This window comes from Pseudolysinimonas sp., from assembly GCF_039912695.1.
In the GTDB taxonomy this organism is placed as follows: domain Bacteria; phylum Actinomycetota; class Actinomycetes; order Actinomycetales; family Microbacteriaceae; genus Pseudolysinimonas_A.
In genome coordinates this window covers 1-17,806 of sequence record NZ_JBDSPJ010000020.1, presented here as the reverse complement: position 1 = coordinate 17,806, position 17,806 = coordinate 1, and the positions used below count along the sequence as shown (strand labels likewise).

16 protein-coding genes and 2 tRNA genes are annotated in these 17,806 nt (G+C 66.5%); 4 read left to right on the top strand and 14 right to left on the bottom strand.

What is annotated here, in order from left to right; genetic code table 11:
- Positions 1-17: 17 nt before the first annotated feature.
- From ABIR17_RS07350 to ABIR17_RS07340, 3 genes are all read right to left on the bottom strand, one after another.
- A complete protein-coding gene (locus ABIR17_RS07350; RefSeq protein WP_348003730.1) occupies positions 18-467 on the bottom strand; it encodes a MaoC family dehydratase N-terminal domain-containing protein in 450 nt (149 codons plus the stop codon).
- A 343-nt stretch (positions 468-810) separates the two neighbouring features.
- The gene (locus tag ABIR17_RS07345) at positions 811-2,400 is read right to left on the bottom strand and encodes a DHA2 family efflux MFS transporter permease subunit (protein ID WP_348003729.1); all 1,590 of its coding nucleotides are present in this window, start codon (positions 2,398-2,400) and stop codon (positions 811-813) included.
- A 52-nt stretch (positions 2,401-2,452) separates the two neighbouring features.
- Positions 2,453-3,088: a DUF2510 domain-containing protein gene (locus ABIR17_RS07340; RefSeq protein ID WP_348003728.1), complete on the bottom strand. Its 636-nt coding sequence runs from the start codon at positions 3,086-3,088 to the stop codon at positions 2,453-2,455.
- Positions 3,089-3,129: 41 nt separating this feature from the next.
- On the opposite strand from ABIR17_RS07340, the gene ABIR17_RS07335 reads away from it, so the two are divergent.
- Positions 3,130-4,320 carry an SLC13 family permease gene (locus ABIR17_RS07335; RefSeq protein WP_348003727.1) on the top strand — a complete coding sequence of 397 codons (1,191 nt, stop codon included), beginning with the start codon at positions 3,130-3,132 and terminating at the stop codon, positions 4,318-4,320.
- A gap of 4 nt (positions 4,321-4,324) precedes the next feature.
- Here the strand turns inward: ABIR17_RS07335 and ABIR17_RS07330 are convergent, their stop codons facing one another.
- The 5 genes from ABIR17_RS07330 to ABIR17_RS07310 form a co-directional block, all read right to left on the bottom strand.
- Positions 4,325-5,245 carry a DUF389 domain-containing protein gene (locus ABIR17_RS07330; protein WP_348003726.1) on the bottom strand — a complete coding sequence of 307 codons (921 nt, stop codon included), beginning with the start codon at positions 5,243-5,245 and terminating at the stop codon, positions 4,325-4,327.
- A 1-nt stretch (position 5,246) separates the two neighbouring features.
- Positions 5,247-7,238, bottom strand: a complete 1,992-nt coding sequence (locus ABIR17_RS07325) for an amino acid transporter (RefSeq protein WP_348003725.1) — start codon at positions 7,236-7,238, stop codon at positions 5,247-5,249.
- A gap of 187 nt (positions 7,239-7,425) precedes the next feature.
- Positions 7,426-8,358: a sugar ABC transporter substrate-binding protein gene (locus tag ABIR17_RS07320; protein WP_348003724.1), complete on the bottom strand. Its 933-nt coding sequence runs from the start codon at positions 8,356-8,358 to the stop codon at positions 7,426-7,428.
- A 91-nt stretch (positions 8,359-8,449) separates the two neighbouring features.
- The gene (locus ABIR17_RS07315) at positions 8,450-9,205 is read right to left on the bottom strand and encodes an ATP-binding cassette domain-containing protein (protein WP_348003723.1); all 756 of its coding nucleotides are present in this window, start codon (positions 9,203-9,205) and stop codon (positions 8,450-8,452) included.
- Complete coding sequence (locus tag ABIR17_RS07310; RefSeq protein ID WP_348003722.1) at positions 9,202-10,242, bottom strand: ABC transporter permease; 1,041 nt, start codon at positions 10,240-10,242, stop codon at positions 9,202-9,204. The genes ABIR17_RS07315 and ABIR17_RS07310 overlap by 4 nt, the downstream gene beginning before the upstream one ends.
- 164 nt (positions 10,243-10,406) lie before the next feature.
- Here ABIR17_RS07310 and ABIR17_RS07305 point away from each other — a divergent pair, with 164 nt between their 5' ends.
- Positions 10,407-11,147, top strand: coding sequence for a FadR/GntR family transcriptional regulator (locus ABIR17_RS07305; RefSeq protein WP_348003721.1), 741 nt, complete (start codon positions 10,407-10,409; stop codon positions 11,145-11,147).
- Positions 11,148-11,177: 30 nt separating this feature from the next.
- On the opposite strand, the gene ABIR17_RS07300 is transcribed toward ABIR17_RS07305, so the two are convergent.
- Both ABIR17_RS07300 and ABIR17_RS07295 read right to left on the bottom strand, forming a co-directional pair.
- On the bottom strand, positions 11,178-12,476 hold the full coding sequence (locus tag ABIR17_RS07300; protein WP_348003720.1) for an L-fuconate dehydratase: 1,299 nt from the start codon (positions 12,474-12,476) through the stop codon (positions 11,178-11,180).
- Between the two features lie 191 nt (positions 12,477-12,667).
- Entirely contained in the window at positions 12,668-13,069 is a 402-nt protein-coding gene (locus ABIR17_RS07295) for a hypothetical protein (protein ID WP_348003719.1), read from the bottom strand.
- Positions 13,070-13,085: 16 nt separating this feature from the next.
- Here ABIR17_RS07295 and ABIR17_RS07290 point away from each other — a divergent pair, with 16 nt between their 5' ends.
- Positions 13,086-13,730: an NAD(P)H-dependent oxidoreductase gene (locus ABIR17_RS07290; RefSeq protein WP_348003718.1), complete on the top strand. Its 645-nt coding sequence runs from the start codon at positions 13,086-13,088 to the stop codon at positions 13,728-13,730.
- Between the two features lie 29 nt (positions 13,731-13,759).
- Here ABIR17_RS07290 and ABIR17_RS07285 read toward each other — a convergent pair.
- The 3 genes from ABIR17_RS07285 to ABIR17_RS07275 form a co-directional block, all read right to left on the bottom strand.
- Positions 13,760-13,833, bottom strand: a tRNA-Met gene (locus ABIR17_RS07285).
- A gap of 46 nt (positions 13,834-13,879) precedes the next feature.
- Positions 13,880-13,951, bottom strand: a tRNA-Thr gene (locus ABIR17_RS07280).
- A 72-nt stretch (positions 13,952-14,023) separates the two neighbouring features.
- A complete protein-coding gene (locus ABIR17_RS07275) occupies positions 14,024-15,874 on the bottom strand; it encodes a glycoside hydrolase family 13 protein (RefSeq protein WP_348003717.1) in 1,851 nt (616 codons plus the stop codon).
- A 67-nt stretch (positions 15,875-15,941) separates the two neighbouring features.
- Here ABIR17_RS07275 and ABIR17_RS07270 point away from each other — a divergent pair, with 67 nt between their 5' ends.
- Positions 15,942-17,480: an alpha-amylase family glycosyl hydrolase gene (locus ABIR17_RS07270; protein ID WP_348003716.1), complete on the top strand. Its 1,539-nt coding sequence runs from the start codon at positions 15,942-15,944 to the stop codon at positions 17,478-17,480.
- Here ABIR17_RS07270 and ABIR17_RS07265 read toward each other — a convergent pair.
- On the bottom strand, positions 17,477-17,806 hold a 330-nt coding region (locus ABIR17_RS07265), incomplete at its 5' end, for a hypothetical protein (RefSeq protein ID WP_348003715.1). The genes ABIR17_RS07270 and ABIR17_RS07265 overlap by 4 nt on opposite strands.

Genomic DNA, 17,806 nt, shown 5'->3' with positions numbered 1-17,806 from the left:
GGAAGTCGGCGGCGTGCTCACGAGTCTTCCCCCCTCACGACGAGGGTGGACACCGCGGTGACCACGTGGGCTCCGGATGCGTCGGTCACGTTCGATTCGGCCGTCACCATCGAGTTGCCGCCCAAGGTCTTGACGTTGGTCACCGTGAGGGTCGCGGTCAGTTCGTCTCCGGCCACCACCGGACGCGTGTAGGTGAAGCGCTGGTCGCCGTGCACGACCCGGGTGAAGTCGACTCCCGCCTCGGGGTCATCGAGCAACTGGCGCAGCGTCGCCTCGGTGATCACGATGCCGAACGTTGGAGGTGCGACCAGATCGGCATAACCGGCCGCGCGCGCGGCCGCCACATCGAAGTGGGTCGGGTGCGTCGCGAGCACGGCGCGGGCGAACTCGCGAATCTTCTCGCGACCGACCAGATACGACGCGGTCGGCGGATAGCTGCGACCTTCGATCGCGGGGTTCACCGGCACGAGTGAAGCCTACCGACCCCTTCAGCACCCCTCGCTGCCGTCGGTACTCGGCGCTTGTTAAATGATCGAGACCCCGACGACTCAAGTCAATCGGGGCCTCGAAGTGCTGTGGTGCGCCTGGTAAAAAGCGGTACTACTGGCAGCTCTCGCACTGCAGGTCGTCCATCGGATCGACCGGCACCGAGTAGCCCCCAACGGTGTCGACGTCGTTCATGGCTTACTCCTAAGTCTGTTCCCCCGCGGCGAGGTGTCCGCCGCGTGAATCACCACTATATATCGCGAATCACACGAATGTCATTCCCCTACATATGGTGTTTTTCGGCGTGTCGCGGCTACCACCAGGTTACGCCGAACCACTGACGTTCGCCGGTCGCTTTCGACCTCGTCCGAGGGATGCCGTTGCCACCAACCCGACCCCGAGGAAGCCCGCAGCGGTGAACGCCGACGCGCGAGTGGCTTCGCTGAAAGCTTCGCGCGCGGCAACAGCTTCCGGCGAAGCGGGGTCGAAGCTGGCAATCGCCGACCCTGCGCTGTTCACCACGGCATCCACGATCTGGGTGCGAACGTTCGCCGGCATCGTGGCCGGCAATCTGTCGGCGAGCACGGTGCCGAGGGAGGTGAACAGCACGGTGCCGAGGATCGCAATCCCGAGCGCCGAGCCCACCTGTCGGGCGGTGCTCTGGGTCGCCGAGGCGGCACCGCTGCGATCCACCGGCACGTCGACCAAGATCACCCCCGTCAACTGAGCGGTCGCGAACCCGACGCCGAGACCGTAGATCAGCAACCCGATGCAGGTCTGCCACCACGGGGTGTCAACTGTGATCACGAGAGCAATGACCACCAGACCGACGATCTCGAGCAGGATTCCGGCGCGCACGATCCAGACCGGAGCAAATTTCGAGCCGAACGCCCCCGCGAGCCCCGAGGCGATGAAGGCGCCGATCGCGAGCGCGAGCAGCACCTGACCGGTGCCGAGAGCTCCGAAGCCGACCACGTTTTGCAACCAGAGCGGCAGCGACAGGATGATTCCGAACTCGCCGAGCGAGACGATCAGCGCGACGATGTTGCCGCCGCGAAACGATCCGATCGCGAACAGGTCGGGCGCCACCATGCTCGACAGGCCACGACGGCGGCGCACTCCGCCCCAGAGCAGGAACGCCACCAGCGCAATCACCGTGAGCGCGAAGACGAACGGGATTGGCGACAGGTCGAACGTCCAGAAGCCGGGCGGGGTGTCGCTCAACCACCAGCCGTAGGTTCGCCCCTCGATCAGACCGAAGACGAGCGATCCGAACAACACGATTGACAGCAGAGCGCCCACCGGATCCAACCGATCCGGCTGCGCGGCCCGCGATTCGCGCACCACAAAGATGATGCCCACCAGAATCAGGATGCCGATCGGCACGTTGATTCCGAACGCCCAGCGCCAGGAGTAGTACTCGGTCAACCATCCACCGAGGAGCGGGCCGACCGCCGCCATCCCGCCAATTGTCGACCCCCACACCGCGAAGGCGATACCCCGCTCGCGGCCTTGGAACGTCGCATTGAGCACCGCGAGCGAGGTGGGCAAGATGATCGCGCCGCCGACGCCCTGCACGACACGGGAGGCAATCAGCGCCTCACCGGACGGTGCTAGCGCGGCCACAATGCTCGCGATCACGAAGATGACGACGCCGATCGCGAGGAGACGCCGACGCCCGATCCGGTCGGCGAGGCTGCCCAGCGTCAGCAACAGCGCGGCGAACACCAGGGTGTAGCTCTCCTGCACCCACTGCACCTGGGTGGAGGTGATGTGCAGCTCGTCAACGATCTTGGGGATCGCGACGTTGATGATCGTGGAATCCACGATGATCAGCGAGACGGCAAGACTGACGGTGAGCAGGGCGATCCAGCGCATACGGTCAGCGCCGACCGCGGGTGTGGTACTCGACATGGTCATATTCTGCGGCCCACCCGCGACCTTGGCCGCCGAGCGGCGGCGAAGATCAGACCCGCGAGCCGTGCAGTCCGTTCACCAGGTGGGCGAAGCCGCTGAAGAGCATCACGGTGACCACGACGGAGATCGCGATCGCGAGCACGAAAACGCCGATCTCGGCCCAGATCGGCGCGTGACCACGACCGGTGCGACGATGCACGACGACCGAGCGGCCGATCACGTACACATAGGCGGCGATGAACACGAAAGCCCAGTGGAACGGTCGCGGTACGCCCCTCGACATCAGAACCCGATAGTCGCGATACGCAAACAGCGCGCTCAGACCGTAAACCACCGGGCTCAGCGCAAGCGCACCCCAGTAGAACGGCGAGAGAAAGATGGCGAAGACGTTTCGCATCGCCACAGACGGGCTGGAGGCGGTGGGGTCGATGTCAAAGATCGACCCCCAGGGCACGAACAGCACCATCAGACTCGGGATGACCGGCAGCGCGACGATCCACCAAATCCAGGGCGTATTCCACTCGGTTCCCTCGGGTGCCGTCAACTCCGGCGTCGTGGAGTACGGCTCACCCGGATTGTGGAACTGCTGCGTCCAGCCGTTTCCGTCCCAGAACCGCCCGCGAGCCGGGTTCTCGGGGTCGGCGTACCACCCGGCCGGGGCCGGCGGAGTTCCCTGTGTACTCATGGTGACACTTTAGAACGCACCGGCGCGGGTAGCGTCGAGGCATGAAGGACGGGCGCCCACCCCGCGGGGGCCCGAGCACACAGACCGCCCTCGCCCTGATCGGCCTCACGCTGCTGGCGCTCGGCGGCGTGGCGATCGCAGTGGGCATCCTGCCCGTTTCGGATGCCCTCGGCGTCGGAGCGAGGGTGTGGCCGGTCCTGTTGTTCGCTGTCGCCGTGACCGTCGTCGCGGAGCTCGCTGACGAAGCCGGGGTGTTTATCGGGGTCGCCGAACGCCTCGCCCGGATCGGACTCGGGCGCGCCTGGCTGCTCTGGGTGCTCCTCGCACTGCTGGCAGTCGCGAGCACAGTGTTTCTGTCCCTCGACACGACGGCCGTTCTGCTGACTCCCGTCGTCGTGCTCGTTGCGCGGCACAACGGGCTCTCACCGTTGCCGTTCGCCCTGACGGCGGTGTGGCTCGCGAACACCGGTTCGCTGCTGCTGCCGGTCTCGAACCTCACCAACCTGCTGGCCCAGCACGCCCTCGGATTCCAGGACCCAGGACGCTTCGCCGCGCTGATGGCACCTGCGGCGCTGGTGGCCGTGCTCGTGCCGTGCGGGGTCATCCTGATCGTCTTTCGGCGCGAACTGTTTCGTCGCTACGAGCGCGCTGTCGTCACCCCGGCGTCCGACCGGCCGCTGCTGATCGCGGCAGGGGGCGTCGTTGCCCTGCTGATCCCCGCACTGCTGACCGGTGTTCCGGTCTGGATTCCCGCCAGCGTCGCCGCGGTGCTGCTGGCGGTCGTGTTCCTGGTGCGTCGGCGGAAGTCGCTGCGGGTTGGCCTCATCCCGTGGCAGCTCGTGGTCTTCGCGGGTGGGCTGTTTCTGGCCGTTGAGGCTGGGCACGCGCTCGGCTTGTCAGCAGTGCTAGCCACGGTCGCAGGACAGGGTGAGGATGCCGGCGCACTCCTGCGACTCGCCTACTCCGGCGCGATCGGCGCCAATGCGATCGACAACCTGCCCGCCTACCTCGCCCTCGAGCCGGTCGCCGGTTCTCCGCAACGCATCGCGGCCCTGCTCGTCGGGGTCAATGCCGGGCCGCTCATCACCCCCTGGGCCTCACTCGCGACGTTGCTGTGGCATCGGCGTCTGACAGCGTTGGAGGTGTCGTTCCCGTGGCGGCGCTACGCGCTGCTCGGCGTGATCGTCGCGCCGCTCACGGTGGGGCTTGCCGCCCTCGCGCTGCTGCTCTAAACGCCTACTTAGCTCGACGACCCGACATGACGGACTGAACAGCCAAAGTTGCGACGCCCGCGACCAGCAACCCGAGCAGGTTCACCCCGAGTTGGATGACGGACGCCAGCGCCTCCGACCACGCGCCGACCGCGAGGGTCAGGCCGATCGTGGCCACCGCAGGAACTGTCGTGATCGAGATGAAGACTCCCACCAGTGCGGAGGACTTCGCCGAGGTGATCGAGAGGATGCCGGCGCAACCGGCCAGCAGCGCGATGATGAGCGACCAGACATCGGGTTTGACGATGAAGTCTGTCGCTGTGCCGCTCGTCGCGGTGACCGGGTCGATGAACCCGGCGAGACCCGCGATCCCCCACAGCAGCCAGGCGACGATCGCGGCGATCGCGAAACCACCAAACAGCGTGACCGCCGCAGGCAGAGCGACCCGCCGCTGACGTCGGACGATCGCCACGCAGATCGCCGACAGCGGCGCGAACTCGGGCCCGACGACCATCGCTCCGATGATCAGGATCGGTTGATCGAGGTAGCGCCCGATCCCGGCGATCAAAGTCGCGAGGATCAGGAAGGCGAGGAACGACCACGACAGACGGGAGTCAGCGCGGGCCCGATCGACGATCCCCTCCCACACCACCCCATCGGAAGGTCGCCCCGGGGCGGCCTGCTCGGCGCGGTCGGCGCTTTCTCCCAACACCGTCGCTGGCTCGTCGATCACGATCGAACCCGACTCGACGATGCCGAGCACACGCAAGGCCGCGATCACGGCGTTCGCGTTCTCGCGAGCGACGTCGAACATGATCAGGTCGCCGCCGCCCTGCAGAGTGACCCCCGGGATGACCGCGACATTCGCGACAGTTGCGTCCGCGTTGAGCGCTGTGACAGCGCGCGAGCACGACTCACTCGGCGCGATCACGCGAACGCTCAGCACGTCAGCCTCCGACGTGGACGATGGGCCGATCGTCGGGGTCGGCATCCAATTCGCGCAGAATCTCACGCACAACGGGCGCGGTGTCGCCACGCCCCAGCAGGAGGTAGCGCATCAGGTGGAATACCGGGTTGCCTTCCGACCATTCGAAGTAGGCGTGCGGACGCACGTCGGTGGCATCCCGAATCGCGATCAGGATGGCCGCAATCGCGTTGGGCACCGCCGGGCTGTCGGACCGCAGAATCCGGTGACCGTCAACCTCGACCCCGTGCACCCTGATCACTTCGCGGAACTCCGACGGGTCGATCACGTCGATCTCCAGAAACAGGATGTCGGCTCGGCCCGGCACCGGATTCATGCGCCGCTGCGCCTTCTCTTTCGCGGCATACTCCTCGTGATCGCCGGCCTCTCGCCGGTTCGCGATCACGCTCACCTTGCCGTCGTGTCGAAGCGAGTCCTCCAGGAAGTGCCGCGCGGTCTCATCGAACTCGACGCTCTCGGCACGGATCTCGGTAGAACGACTGATGCGGGAGATCAACGAGATCACCACGATCCCCAGAATGAACAGGCCCGAGATCGCGATGCCGTCGGGCTTTTCGATGATGTTGGCGACCAGTGCGTAGCCGAGCACGAGAGTGACGATCGCAAAGCCCACCGCGCCCGGGATGCTCTTCTTACGGGCGGCCGCAATCGTCACGGCAATGCCGGCCGACACCATCATGGCCAGGATGCCGGTTGCGTACGCCCCAGCCTGGGCATCGACATTCGCGCCGAACGCGATCGTGATGATGACGCTGATCAGCGTGTACACGAGCACGACCGGACGCACCGCGCGAGTCCAGTCGGGAGCCATCCCGTAGGCGGGCAAGTATCGCGGCACGATGTTGACGAGGCCCGCCATCGCCGACGCCCCGGCGAACCAGAGGATCAGCATGCTGCTCAGGTCATACGCGGTACCGAATACCGGCCCGAAGAATTCATGCGCGAGGTAGGCCAGCGCTCGGCCGTTCGCGTTGCCGCCGGGCTGAAATTCGGCCGCCGGGATCAGCAGAGTCGTCACGAACGAACTCGCGATCAGGTAGACGCTCATGATCACCGCCGCGGTCGTCAGCAGCTTCTTCGTGTTCTTGATGCGAGACGCGAGACGCGCGGCCGTTGAGCCCCCCTTCGAGGCAATGAGCGGCATCATGCTGACCCCGGTCTCGAATCCGGAGAGTCCGAGCACGAGGAGCGGGAAGGCGATCACGGTCGTCACCAGCACGCTGCCGATCCCGCCGCCGGCATCCCGGGTGAGCGCCTGCTGCCAGTCGGTGAAAACCTGCGGCTGCTCGAACAGGTGCACGATGCCCTCGCCGATCACGACGGCGTTGAGAGCGAGGAACAGCGTGACGAGCGGGATCGCCACGTTGACCGCCTCCGTAAATCCGAGGAGGAAGACTCCGCCCAGCAGCAGCAGCAGTGCGACCGTCACGGGTACCTGCCAGCCGCGCACCGCGTCAGGGATGATCGGGTTTTCGAGGAGATGCACCGACGCGTCGGCGGCAGAGAGGGTGATCGTGATGATCCACGAGGTCGCGACGAAGCCCAGCAGGATGAGCACGAAGACCTTGCCCCGCCAGAACGGCAACAGCCGCTCGAGCATCGCGACAGAGCCCTGACCGTGCGGACTTTCTTTCGCGACGCGGCGATACATCGGCAGCATCCCGAACAAGGTCAGCACGACGATCAGAAGGGTTGCGAGCGGCGACAGCGCACCCGCCGCGAGAACCGCGATGGCCGGCAGGTACGACAGGGTCGAGAAGTAGTCGACGCCGGTCAGCGCCATGACCTTCCACCACGCGTTACGAGAACCGCTGTGCTCGCTACTCTCGGGGCCGACCGGCTGCACGGTGTTGCGCATCAGCCAAGTCGCGAGCCGCGACGAAGCCGGACCGCCGGGAATCCGACCGGGCACTGTCGTGGGGAACTCGAAATCGTCCCACTGTTTGCGCTCCACGACACCTCTCTCGGGCGGGGTGAAACCCGCAACACTCGATTATGGGGTTCGAGGCGGAAGCTGGAGTCACGCGCGGTCGACTGCCACTGGGATCTTCTCTTCGGCTAATTCGATCCAAAAGATAACCGCCGTGTCGACGCAGGCCAGCGACCCAGTCGACACGGCGGCTACCGCCTCACGTCAGCGACTACTGGAACTTCGCGACGTTGTCTTTCGTCACCATTTCGGTGCCGGTGTCGATCTTGGCTTCGACCTTCTTTTTCTGTGCGGCATCGAAGGCGGCCTGCACACCGAGGCTGCCCATCTTGGCTGGGAACTGCGCAACCGACGCCGACTCGATGCCGGCAGCGATCGACGCGACCTCGTCAGGGGAGGCGTCGAAGCCGACCGTGATGATGGTGCGTCCCGACGACTTGATGGCCTCAAGCGCACCGGTCAGCGGCGGGCCGCAGGCCGAGTAGATCGCCGTCAGGTCGGGGTGAGCGGTCAGCATGTCCTGCGCCGCGTTCAGGCCCTTCGTCTGGTCGCAGTCGGTCGGGGTCGTTGCAACGACCTCAGCCTTGTCGCCAAGAGTGTCGAGCATGCCCGACACCCGGTCGTCGAGCGAGGGGTTACCCAGAACACCCTGCAGAACGCCCAGCTTGGTGCCGGCCGGCAGGTTGTCGGCCAACCACGTACCAGCGAGCTGGCCGCCAGCGAAGTTGTCGGTCGCGACGACGGCAGTCTTGCCGGCCCAGTCCGGGATGTCGTTGTCAATCAGGATCACAGGGATGCCCGCGTCAACGGCCTTCTGCAGGTCGCCCATGACGTTGGGGCTGGTCGGGGTGATCGCGATCGCGTCGACGCCCTGCGTGATCATGGACTGAATCGCCGCGATCTCGCCTTCGTCGTCGGTGCCGCTCTTGCCCTGGGCGTAGATAACTTGCGCCCCCGGTTCGGCAGCGTCCCACGCCTTGGCGGCGTCGACCATGGTGTCGTAGAAGTCGACCGGGAACTTGGTGATGAGCCCGATAGTGAGCACGTCACCTGCCCCACCGGACGGAGTGCTGGTCGGGGTGGTACAGGCTGCCAACGACAGGGCAATGACCGCTGTGGCGGCGGCGATAAGTTTCTTCTTCATCGCTATCCTTTGGTTCGTAAGTTCAGTGAGAAGGTGAGCACCGCGCCCGGGCCGGTGGACGGCCCGGGTTGCGCGGACGGTGCAAGTCGATTCAGTCGTCACCTCCCACGATGAGGGAGACGAGCCGGGTCCGGTTCTCGGGGGTGGGAATCTCTTCGCCCACCACACGGCCGCGACGCATGACGATCGCGCGATCAGCGATCTCCATGACGTGATCCATCGCGTGTGAGATCACGATGACCGCGCTGCCCTCGTCGCGCATGCGCAAGATCAGGTCGAGCACCTGGCGCGACTCGCGCAACCCGAGCGCAGCGGTCGGTTCGTCGAGGATGACGACCTTCGACGCAAAAGCTGCGGTGCGCGCCACCGCGATGGCTTGACGCTGGCCGCCGGACAACATCCCCACCGAGGATGCTTTCGGCGGAATGTTGATCTTGAGCCGACCCACAAGTTCGGTGGAGTGCGCCGTCATGCCCTTGTTCTTCAGCCACCGCATCCCGAGCGGCAGCCACGACGGCACCGCTTCTTCGCGACCAGCGAAGAAGTTGGACGTCGTGTCGAGATTGTCGAAGAGCGCGAGGTCTTGGTAGACGGTCTCGACACCGGCGGACCGCGCGATCTTGGGCGAGGACATCACGATCGGCACACCGTCGATTTCGATCGTGCCGGTGTCGAGGCGGTGGACTCCGCTCAGGCATTTGATGAGGGTCGATTTGCCGGCACCGTTGTCGCCCAAGAGGGCGAGTACTTCACCGGCGTTCACCTGAAGGCTGACGTCGTCGAGCGCGTGCACGGCACCGAATCGCTTCGTGCCGCCGCGGATCGCGAGGGTAGGGATGGCGCTCATACCGTTGCCGCTCTCATGACTCGGAACCGGGCCTCGAGGCGACCCCGGATGACGTCGGACTCGACGGCGAGGAAGATGACAACCCCGATCACGATCAGTTGCAAGAAGCCCTCGACATTGAGCAGGTTCATGCCGTTGCGGATCACGCTGATCATGAGCGCCCCGATCAGCGCGTGGCCGACGTTGCCCCGACCGCCCAGGAAGCTTGCACCGCCGATCACCACGGCGGCGATCGAGTCGAGTTCGGCGAGATCGCCCGAGGTCGGTGAACCCGCGTTCAGGCGTCCGGCGGTGATGATCGCCGCGACCCCAGCCAGCAAGCCGCTCATCACGTAGACAGAAACGAGCACCCAGTCACGCGGGATTCCCAGTCGCCGGGCGCCCTCGGGGCTGCCCCCCACGGCGTAGATCCAGCGGCCCCAGACCACCTTCTTGAGCATCAGCGCGACAACGATCGCAACGCCGGCCACGAGGAATGCCGCGTTCGGCAACCAACTCGCGAAGGGTGCTGAGCCGCCGCCGATCGAGTCAACGATGTCCGGCATTCCCGAGACCGGCCGGCCGCCGGCGAGCCCGAGCGCGAGCCCACGGGCGATGCTGAGCGTCGCGAGGGTCACGATGAATGGATGCGGGAGCTTGCCGAACACGTATCCGAACCCGTTGGCGGCACCGACCAGCGCGCCGGTTGCCAGCATCGCCAAGATCGTCAGCGCGCCACTGTTCGTGGCACCGAAAACGAGGGCGCCGACCACAGCGCAGAGCGCGAGATTCGAGCCAACCGAGAGGTCAATGCCCCGCGTCAGGATGACCAGCAGCTGGCCGATGGCGAGAATCGCGATCGCCGCGCTCTGCACCAAAACGTTCCCGAGGTTGCCCACCGTGAAAAAGACGGGCGACAGATTGGCCAGAACGACAATCAGAATCAGCAGGATCAGGAGCGGACCAACGCGCAACAACGACAGGACAGCACCGACCGCGTTTACTCGCGGAGTACTCGCTACCTCGCGTGTTGGGTTCGTCGAACGTGCGTCGGGCACTGACCAGCCTCCTTGCTGAATGGATGCGACTCTAACCGGTAAATCATCCGATGTCTACCGAACAAACGTGGGGCGATTGAGCCCTGCATCGCTCAATTCGGCAAATAGATCGGATCAGTGCGGCGAGACGGTGGTCTCGCGACGGCGTGAATACACTGTGGAACATGAGCCAGGACGCACCGGGAGCGACCGGACGGTCACAGACCGATGTCGTGATCGACGGCATCAAAGACCTGCTCACCCGCGGCGAACTGATTCCGGGTTCGCGATTGCCGACCGAGAAGGACCTCGCGGCGCAATTCGGCGTGTCCCGTGGGTCGCTTCGGGAGGGCGTCCGTGCGCTAGCTGCGCTCGGCGTGCTGGAACCGCGCCAAGGTGACGGAACGTACGTCACCGCCCTCGATCCCCGCACGCTGCTGAGCCCGCTCGGGTTTCTCGCCGACCTGCAACTCCCCGCCCACGTGACCGACCTGCTCGCCGTGCGCCGCGTCCTGGAGGCCGAGAGCGTTGCGCTTGCCGCGACGCGTGTCACCGACGACGAGCTGGCCGAACTCGACCGGGTGCTCGCGGTCGTCGAGACCAACCTCGCCAGCGAGCCCGACATGGACCTTGCTGCGTTCATCCATGCCGACACGGAGTTCCACCGCCTGATCGCGCGGGCCAGCGGCAACCGGGCACTCGCCGCCATCATCGACACCGTCGCCGGTCGCACATTCCGCGCACGACTGTGGCGAGCGATCTCGGATCGCGGGTCGGTACGCGAAGCCCAGGCCGAGCATCGCGCCATCTTCGGCGAACTGGCGCGTCGCGATCCCGAGCGGGCCCGCATCCGGATGGCGATGCACCTGCTCGGCGTCGAGCAGTTCACCGAGAAGCACGCCGACGAAGACCCCGAGGCCGGCTGAGCCTCAGCGCTGTCGTTTCCGGCTGACGCCTCAGCGCGACGCCCAATATGCACCTTCGGGGAAGGTGTAGGTCGCCACGGATTCGTCGAACATCTGTGCGCTGTACCCCGGAGCTGTCGGCAACACGTACGCGCCGTTGCGCACGATCGTGGGATTGACGAAATGCTCATGCAGGTGATCGACGAACTCGGTCACGCGGTTCTCGAGCGAGCCCGAGACGTAGACGTAGTCGAAGATCGACAGGTGCTGCACGAGTTCGCACAGACCGACGCCGCCGGCATGCGGGCATACCGGGACCCCGAACTTCTTGGCCATCAGGAAGACCGACAGGATCTCGTTGACGCTCGCCAGGCGGGCGGCATCGAGTTGACAGAAGTCGATCGCCTCGGCTTGGAAGAACTGTTTGAACAGCACCCGGTTCATGCCGTGCTCACCCGTGGCGACCCCGATCGGGGCGACCGCGGCTCGGATGGCGGCGTGTCCGAGCACGTCGTCGGGGCTCGTGGGCTCTTCGATCCAGAGCGGCTTGAACTCGGCGAGGTGCTTCATCCATTCGATTGCCTCGGGCACATCCCAGACCTGGTTCGCGTCGATCATCAGGTTGGCGTCCCAGCCGATCACCTCGCGCGCAATGCGAAGGCGCCGGATGTCGTCGTCGAGGTTCGCTCCGACTTTGAGTTTGACGTGGCGGTAACCCTCGTTGACGGCTTCTTGCAAGAGACGCCGCAGCTTGTCGTCGCTGTAGCCCAGCCACCCGGCACTCGTCGTGTAACAGGGGTAGCCGCGCTCTTCCAAATCGGCGATCCGCTCAGCGCGGGTGGGCGCGAGGTCGGTGAGGATGCCGATCGCTTCGTCACGCGTGAGAGCGTCGGAGAGGTAGCGGAGGTCGGCGGCATCCACGAGTTGTTCCGGGGTCATGTCGACCAGCAGCCGCCAGAGCGGTTTGCCTGCCCGGCGTGCAGCGAGATCCCACATCGCGTTCATGACGGCGGCCATCGCGAGGTGTACGACGCCCTTCTCCGGGCCGAGCCACCGCAACTGCGAGTCGGAGGCGAGGTCGCGGTAGACACCGCCGAGGTCGGCGACGGCTTCGTCGACATCCCGACCAATCAGCGGAAGGCCGCGTTGCCGAGCGGCCTCGACACACAGATCGTTGCCTCGACCGATCGTGAAGGTGAAGCCGTAACCCTTCACTTCCGGATCGTCGGTGTGGATGACGACGTAGGCCGCCGAGTAGTCGCCGTCTTTGTTCATGGCGTCCGAGCCGTCCATGCTCAGCGACGTCGGGAAGCGCACATCGTGTGCGGTCACCGCCACGATCGAGGTCACGCGAGGGCTCCTGGTCGGATACGCACGGGCGTCCTTTCGCGAGGCCGGCACGTCGGTGTGCACATGGTCACCGGCACAGCATACCGATTCATTAGATGAATCGAAGACTCGGGACCGCAATCAGGCGAGTTTGACGACCAATTGCCTCAATTGGTCGGGTCTATCGCGCGAAAGGTGAAGGAGCGTCCGGCTCAGGGCAGCGGGATGAGGAACGCTCCGACCGCAACAACGGCGGCGATCGCGACAGAGAGCACCACAATCAGCAGTGCCTTGCGCTGATCCTTGCGGCGGTACTCCGCCTCGTGCACGGCCTCGGTCGTGCCGACCTCGCCGAAATTGAACAGCCCGCGCGTTGCAAAGTTCACGCAGAAGTGGAAGGCCGCCTGCAGAAACCCATTGGCCGCCAACACGACCGGGAGAGCGACGATCAGCCGCAGAGCGGCCGGCCACTGGAGCGCGAACGCGAGCACCAGAAACGCGACGGCGAACGCGACACTGACCCACCCCGTCAACCGACGCTGTCGAATTTCGGCGGGTCCGATATTGCAAACGCCGGGCTGATAGATGGAGGGCGACTGCGGTGCAAGAGACATGGCTCCAGTCTGACGCGTGACGCCGCCTCGCGCTGGCGGCAAACCGCACCTGCAAGCCAAGTCGCGCGGCCGCGAGTTAACTGAGCGGATGCTCAAGTTGATGATCATTGTCGGAAGCGTTCGTCCAGGCCGGGTCGGCCTTCCGATCGCCGAGTGGGTCAGGAGTGAGGTCGAGAAGACCGGCCGGTTCGACATCGACTTCGTCGACCTGAAAGAACTCGCGCTGCCCTTCATGGACGAACCGAATCACCCGAAACTCAAGCAGTACACGCAGGCGCACACCTTCGCGTGGAGTGAGCGCGTGGCAGCGGCTGACGCGTTCATCTTCGTCACGCCCGAGTACAACTACAGCTACTCCCCCGCGCTGAAGAACGCCGTCGACTTCTTAAGCGCCGAATGGTGGCGCAAGCCGCTCGGGTTCGTGAGCTATGGCGGCGTTTCGAGCGGCACTCGGGGGGTGGTGAGTTTGATGCCGACGGTCACTGCGCTCGGCCTCGTGCGGGTGGGCGCCAACGTCGAACTCACCTTCGGCGGGGCGCAGGTCATCGATGGCGTCTTCATGCCCCACGACAAAGAGACCGCGATCCTCGCGCACCAGCTCGCAGAGCTCGAAACTCTCGCGAAGGCGCTCACGTTGGTGCGCGCCGGAGCTGACACCTGATCCGGCTCGTCGTCAACGCGGCTCATCGGTAGCTGAGGCGGGGCACGATCCCGCGACCTCACGATTATGAGTCGTGCGCTCTAACCAACTGAGCTACTCAGCCAAAGGGGCTGCTCCCGTCGCCGCTTGGTGCACCGGCGAGAGCGCCGAGCCCCGAGTCAGGATTGAACTGACGACCCCTTCCTTACCATGGAAGTGCTCTACCACTGAGCTATCGGGGCAGACCTCGAACGAGCCGAGGCACCAGGAGACTTTAGCATCCGACCGCTGGAGAGCCGAACGGCATCCGTGGCTCAGACGGTCCACTCCGGGGCTGTCACGCCGGGCAGTCTCCACACCAGAAAAGCCGCCGCTTCGGTGCTGACGGTACCGTAGGTGCGGGTCGCGTGGCCTTCGATCAACTCGGCTTCGGCCGGCAGTTCGTGCCCCAGCTCGACGGTCGTCGCGTCCCGTGCGGCGACCACCAGGATGCTTTCCTCCGCGGTCTCGCGCACGAAGGCGATCGCGTCGTCCGAGGAGTGAAGCCAACGCATCCCGCCGGTCTGCAGGGCCGGATGGCGCGCGCGCAGGGTATTCAGTCGGCCGTACATCGCGATCGTGCGTGCGGCATCCGACAGCCGATCCCAGGGCAGCGGGGTGCGGGAATGCTCGCCGTCGTCGCCGTGCAGGCCGAACTCGTCGCCGGCCCAGACGACCGGGATGCCGGGCATCGTCACCGCGAGACCGTACGCGACGACGGGGGTACCGGGACGCGCCGCATTGAGGAAGCGCGGGGTGTCGTGGGTGTCGAGGGCGTTCATGTTGTGATGGCGCACGCGCCAAGGAAATCCTGCCGAGAAGTCGCGGTGGCCGGCCACGACATCCCGACCGTTCCAGTCCTGGGTCTCACCGACCGCCATCGCGAGGCCCCCACCGGCATCGCTCTGCGGGGTGCGCAGCCAGTTCCAGATCGGGCGAGTGAAGTTCGCGTAGGTCATCGCGCCGTGCCAGGCGTCTCCGGTGAAATCAGGAGCGGCATCCGTTGTGAATTCCGCCAGCAGCAGAGTGTCGGGGTTCACCTCGAGCATCGTCTGACGGATCGTGCGGCGCACCTGCGCGTTCAGATCTTCGGCGAGGTAGCGCCCGGTCATGTTCGCGACGTCGATGCGCCAGCCGTCGAGGTTGAACGGTGCTTGCAGCCAGCGGCCGACGACCGAGTCGGGGCCCTCGATGAAGCGGCGGCGCAACTCGGCAGAGTTCCAGTTGAACTTCGGCAGGGTCGGCACCCCGAGCCAGCTCTCGTAGGAGGTGTGCTCAGCGTTGTGCCAGTAGAAGAACTCCCCCTCGGGCGCATCCGGGTTGCCATAGGCCGCCTGAAACCACTCGTGCCCGTCGCCGCAGTGGTTGGTCGTCAGGTCGCCGATGACCTTCATCCCGCGCGCGTGCGCCGCGGTGACGAGGGAGACGAGAGCGTCGTTGCCGCCGAGCAACGGATCGACGTGGTCGAACGACAGTGCGTCGTAACGGTGGTTCGACCGGGCCGGAAAGATCGGGGTGAGGTAGATCAGCGTGACCCCGAGTTCGTCGAGGTGGCCGAGATGCTCCTCGACTCCGGCGAGGTCTCCGCCGTAGAACTGCACCGCAGTGTGCACGCGGTCTTGGTCGACCTCGTCGCCCCACGCCGCGGGTTCGGCCCAGTCGGGCAGCGGTCGGTGATCGGCGGCGGATGATCGCGCGAACCGATCCGGGAACACCTGATACAGCACCGCGGCATCCGACCACGACGGCGGCGGCTCGTAGGCGACGAGCCGGAAATCGTCGACATCTCGCGGGTCGAGGCGGTGCAGGCCGGAGGCGTTGAGCCACTCGGCGGAACCGTCCGCGCGCGCCAGCCGGAATCGGTAGCCGTGCACCGGGTTCGCGACAGTGACGACCGCCTCCCACCACTGCATCCCGTCGAGCGTCGCGACGCGTGCCATGTGCACGTACCCAGGTTCGCCATCCGGATGCGACCGCGCCCGAACGTCGACGGCACCCCAGGCTTCGGGCACGCGCACCCGCACCGCGACGCGGTCGCCGAGGTTGGGAAACTGCGTTGAAACGTAGAGCGCCGACCCGTCGTGATGCGGCTGCGCCGAGAAGTCGACGACGTGAGACCCGGGCATGCGCCGACGCTACCGGGTCGATGTTTCGGCGACGTGACCGACGCCGCTCGTCGCCTACGTTGGACTCATGCCCGACGCCCCCGAGCTCCCGCCAAACGAGTGGTGGCGCACCGCCGTGATCTACCAGATCTACCCGCGCTCGTTCGCGGACTCCGACGGCGACGGCGTCGGCGACCTGCGCGGCGCGACGGGGCGCCTGGAGCACGTCCGCGACCTCGGCGCCGCGGCGGTCTGGCTGTCGCCGATCTATCGCTCGCCGATGGCGGACTTCGGCTACGACATCGCCGACCACAGCGACGTCGACCCGCTCTTCGGAACGCTCGACGACGCCGACGCGCTGATCGCACGGGCGCACGAGATCGGCCTGAAGGTGCTGCTGGACTTCGTCCCGAACCACACCTCCGACCGCCACCCGTGGTTCGCCGAGTCGCGCTCGAGCACGGACAACCCGAAGCGCTCGTGGTACGTCTGGCGTCCCGGCGACCGGCCGCCGAACGGCTGGATCGCCGCGTTCGGCGATCAGGTGCCGGCGTGGACGCGCGACCCGACCACCGATGAGTGGTACCTGCACTCGTTCCTGCCGCAGCAGCCCGACCTCAACTGGGACGAGCCCGCCGTCGAGGCGGCGATGCACGCCGTGCTGCGCTTCTGGCTGCGGCGCGGCGTCGACGGCTTCCGGATCGACGTCGCGCACGCGATCGGCAAGGATCCCGACCTGCGCGACAACGAGCCCGGCCGCTCGCACAAGGAGGACTGGCCGTCGGTGCATCCACGCCTGGCGGGCATCCGCCGCGTGCTGGAGGAGTTCGACGGCGACCGCGTCGCCGTCGGCGAGGTCTACCTGCTCGACCAGCACCGGCTCGCGCCGTACGTCACGACCGGCGACGAGCTGCACCTGGCGCACAACTTCGTCTTTCTCAACCTGCCGTGGTCCTCGGAGCGCTTCCGTGATGTCGTCGACGAGTTCGAGGAGCTCACGCGCGACGGCGGCTGGCCGGCGTGGTGTTTGAACAACCACGACCACTCCCGCACCGCCACGCGCTACGGCTGGGCCCGGGCGCGCGTCGCCGCGATGCTCGTGCTGACGCTGCGCGGGACGCCGTTCCTATTCCAGGGCGAGGAGCTCGGGCTGACCGACGTGCCGATCGGGCCGCAGCGGATCGTCGACGTCGACGGCCGCGATCCGGAGCGCGCGCCGATCCCATGGGAGCCGCCGTCCGAGGCCGGGCCCGGCGCCGGCTTCTCGACCGGCGAGCCGTGGCTGCCGGTGCACCCGGACGCCGAGCACCTCGCCGTCAGCGTGCAGGCGCAGGACACCGGGTCGACGCTGACGTTCTACCGCGAGCTGCTGCGCCTGCGCGCGGCGACCCCGGCGCTGCACAGCGGCACCTACCGCCCCGTGACCGCGCCGCCCGACGTCTACGCGTTCATGCGCGAGCACGAGGGCCGGCGCGTGCTCGTCGCGCTGAACTTCGCGCCGTTTGCGCGACCGCTCCCCGCCGAAGCCGCCGGCGGACGGCTGCTGCTGCTGTCGACGCATGCCGACCCCGGCGAGGGCGAGCTCGCGGCAGATGAGGGTCGGATCATCAAGCTTGGCGACGGCTAGGGCGCCAGCCGCTGACCCGCGCGCCGCACGCGATACCAGCGCGCCGCGTGGCGCTCGAGCCGCAAGGTCGCCGGCAGCGCGTGCTCGGCGTCGGAGAACAGGTCGACGAGCGCCTCGCCGTCGTCGAGCGGGAGCTGCAGCTCGACCGCCCGGCCGGCGAGCTCGTGGATCGCGACGATCGTCGAGCCCTCCCACTGCATGCCGAGGCAGTCGAAGATCATGTGCAGCTCGTCGCCGTCCTCGTCGCCGAGGAATGCGCGCTGGTCGGCGGCAGCGAGGTTGACCTCGCCGAGCAGGATCGCGTCGCCGCTGCGGCGGTTGAGGTA

Coding starts and splice junctions, on each gene's coding strand:
- ABIR17_RS07345 (WP_348003729.1), bottom strand. CDS start 2,400: ATGTCGAGTACCACACCCGCGGTCGGCGCTGACCGTATGCGCTGGATC.
- ABIR17_RS07340 (WP_348003728.1), bottom strand. CDS start 3,088: ATGAGTACACAGGGAACTCCGCCGGCCCCGGCCGGGTGGTACGCCGAC.
- ABIR17_RS07335 (WP_348003727.1), top strand. CDS start 3,130: ATGAAGGACGGGCGCCCACCCCGCGGGGGCCCGAGCACACAGACCGCC.
- ABIR17_RS07320 (WP_348003724.1), bottom strand. CDS start 8,358: ATGAAGAAGAAACTTATCGCCGCCGCCACAGCGGTCATTGCCCTGTCG.
- ABIR17_RS07315 (WP_348003723.1), bottom strand. CDS start 9,205: ATGAGCGCCATCCCTACCCTCGCGATCCGCGGCGGCACGAAGCGATTC.
- ABIR17_RS07305 (WP_348003721.1), top strand. CDS start 10,407: ATGAGCCAGGACGCACCGGGAGCGACCGGACGGTCACAGACCGATGTC.
- ABIR17_RS07295 (WP_348003719.1), bottom strand. CDS start 13,069: ATGTCTCTTGCACCGCAGTCGCCCTCCATCTATCAGCCCGGCGTTTGC.
- ABIR17_RS07275 (WP_348003717.1), bottom strand. CDS start 15,874: ATGCCCGGGTCTCACGTCGTCGACTTCTCGGCGCAGCCGCATCACGAC.
- ABIR17_RS07270 (WP_348003716.1), top strand. CDS start 15,942: ATGCCCGACGCCCCCGAGCTCCCGCCAAACGAGTGGTGGCGCACCGCC.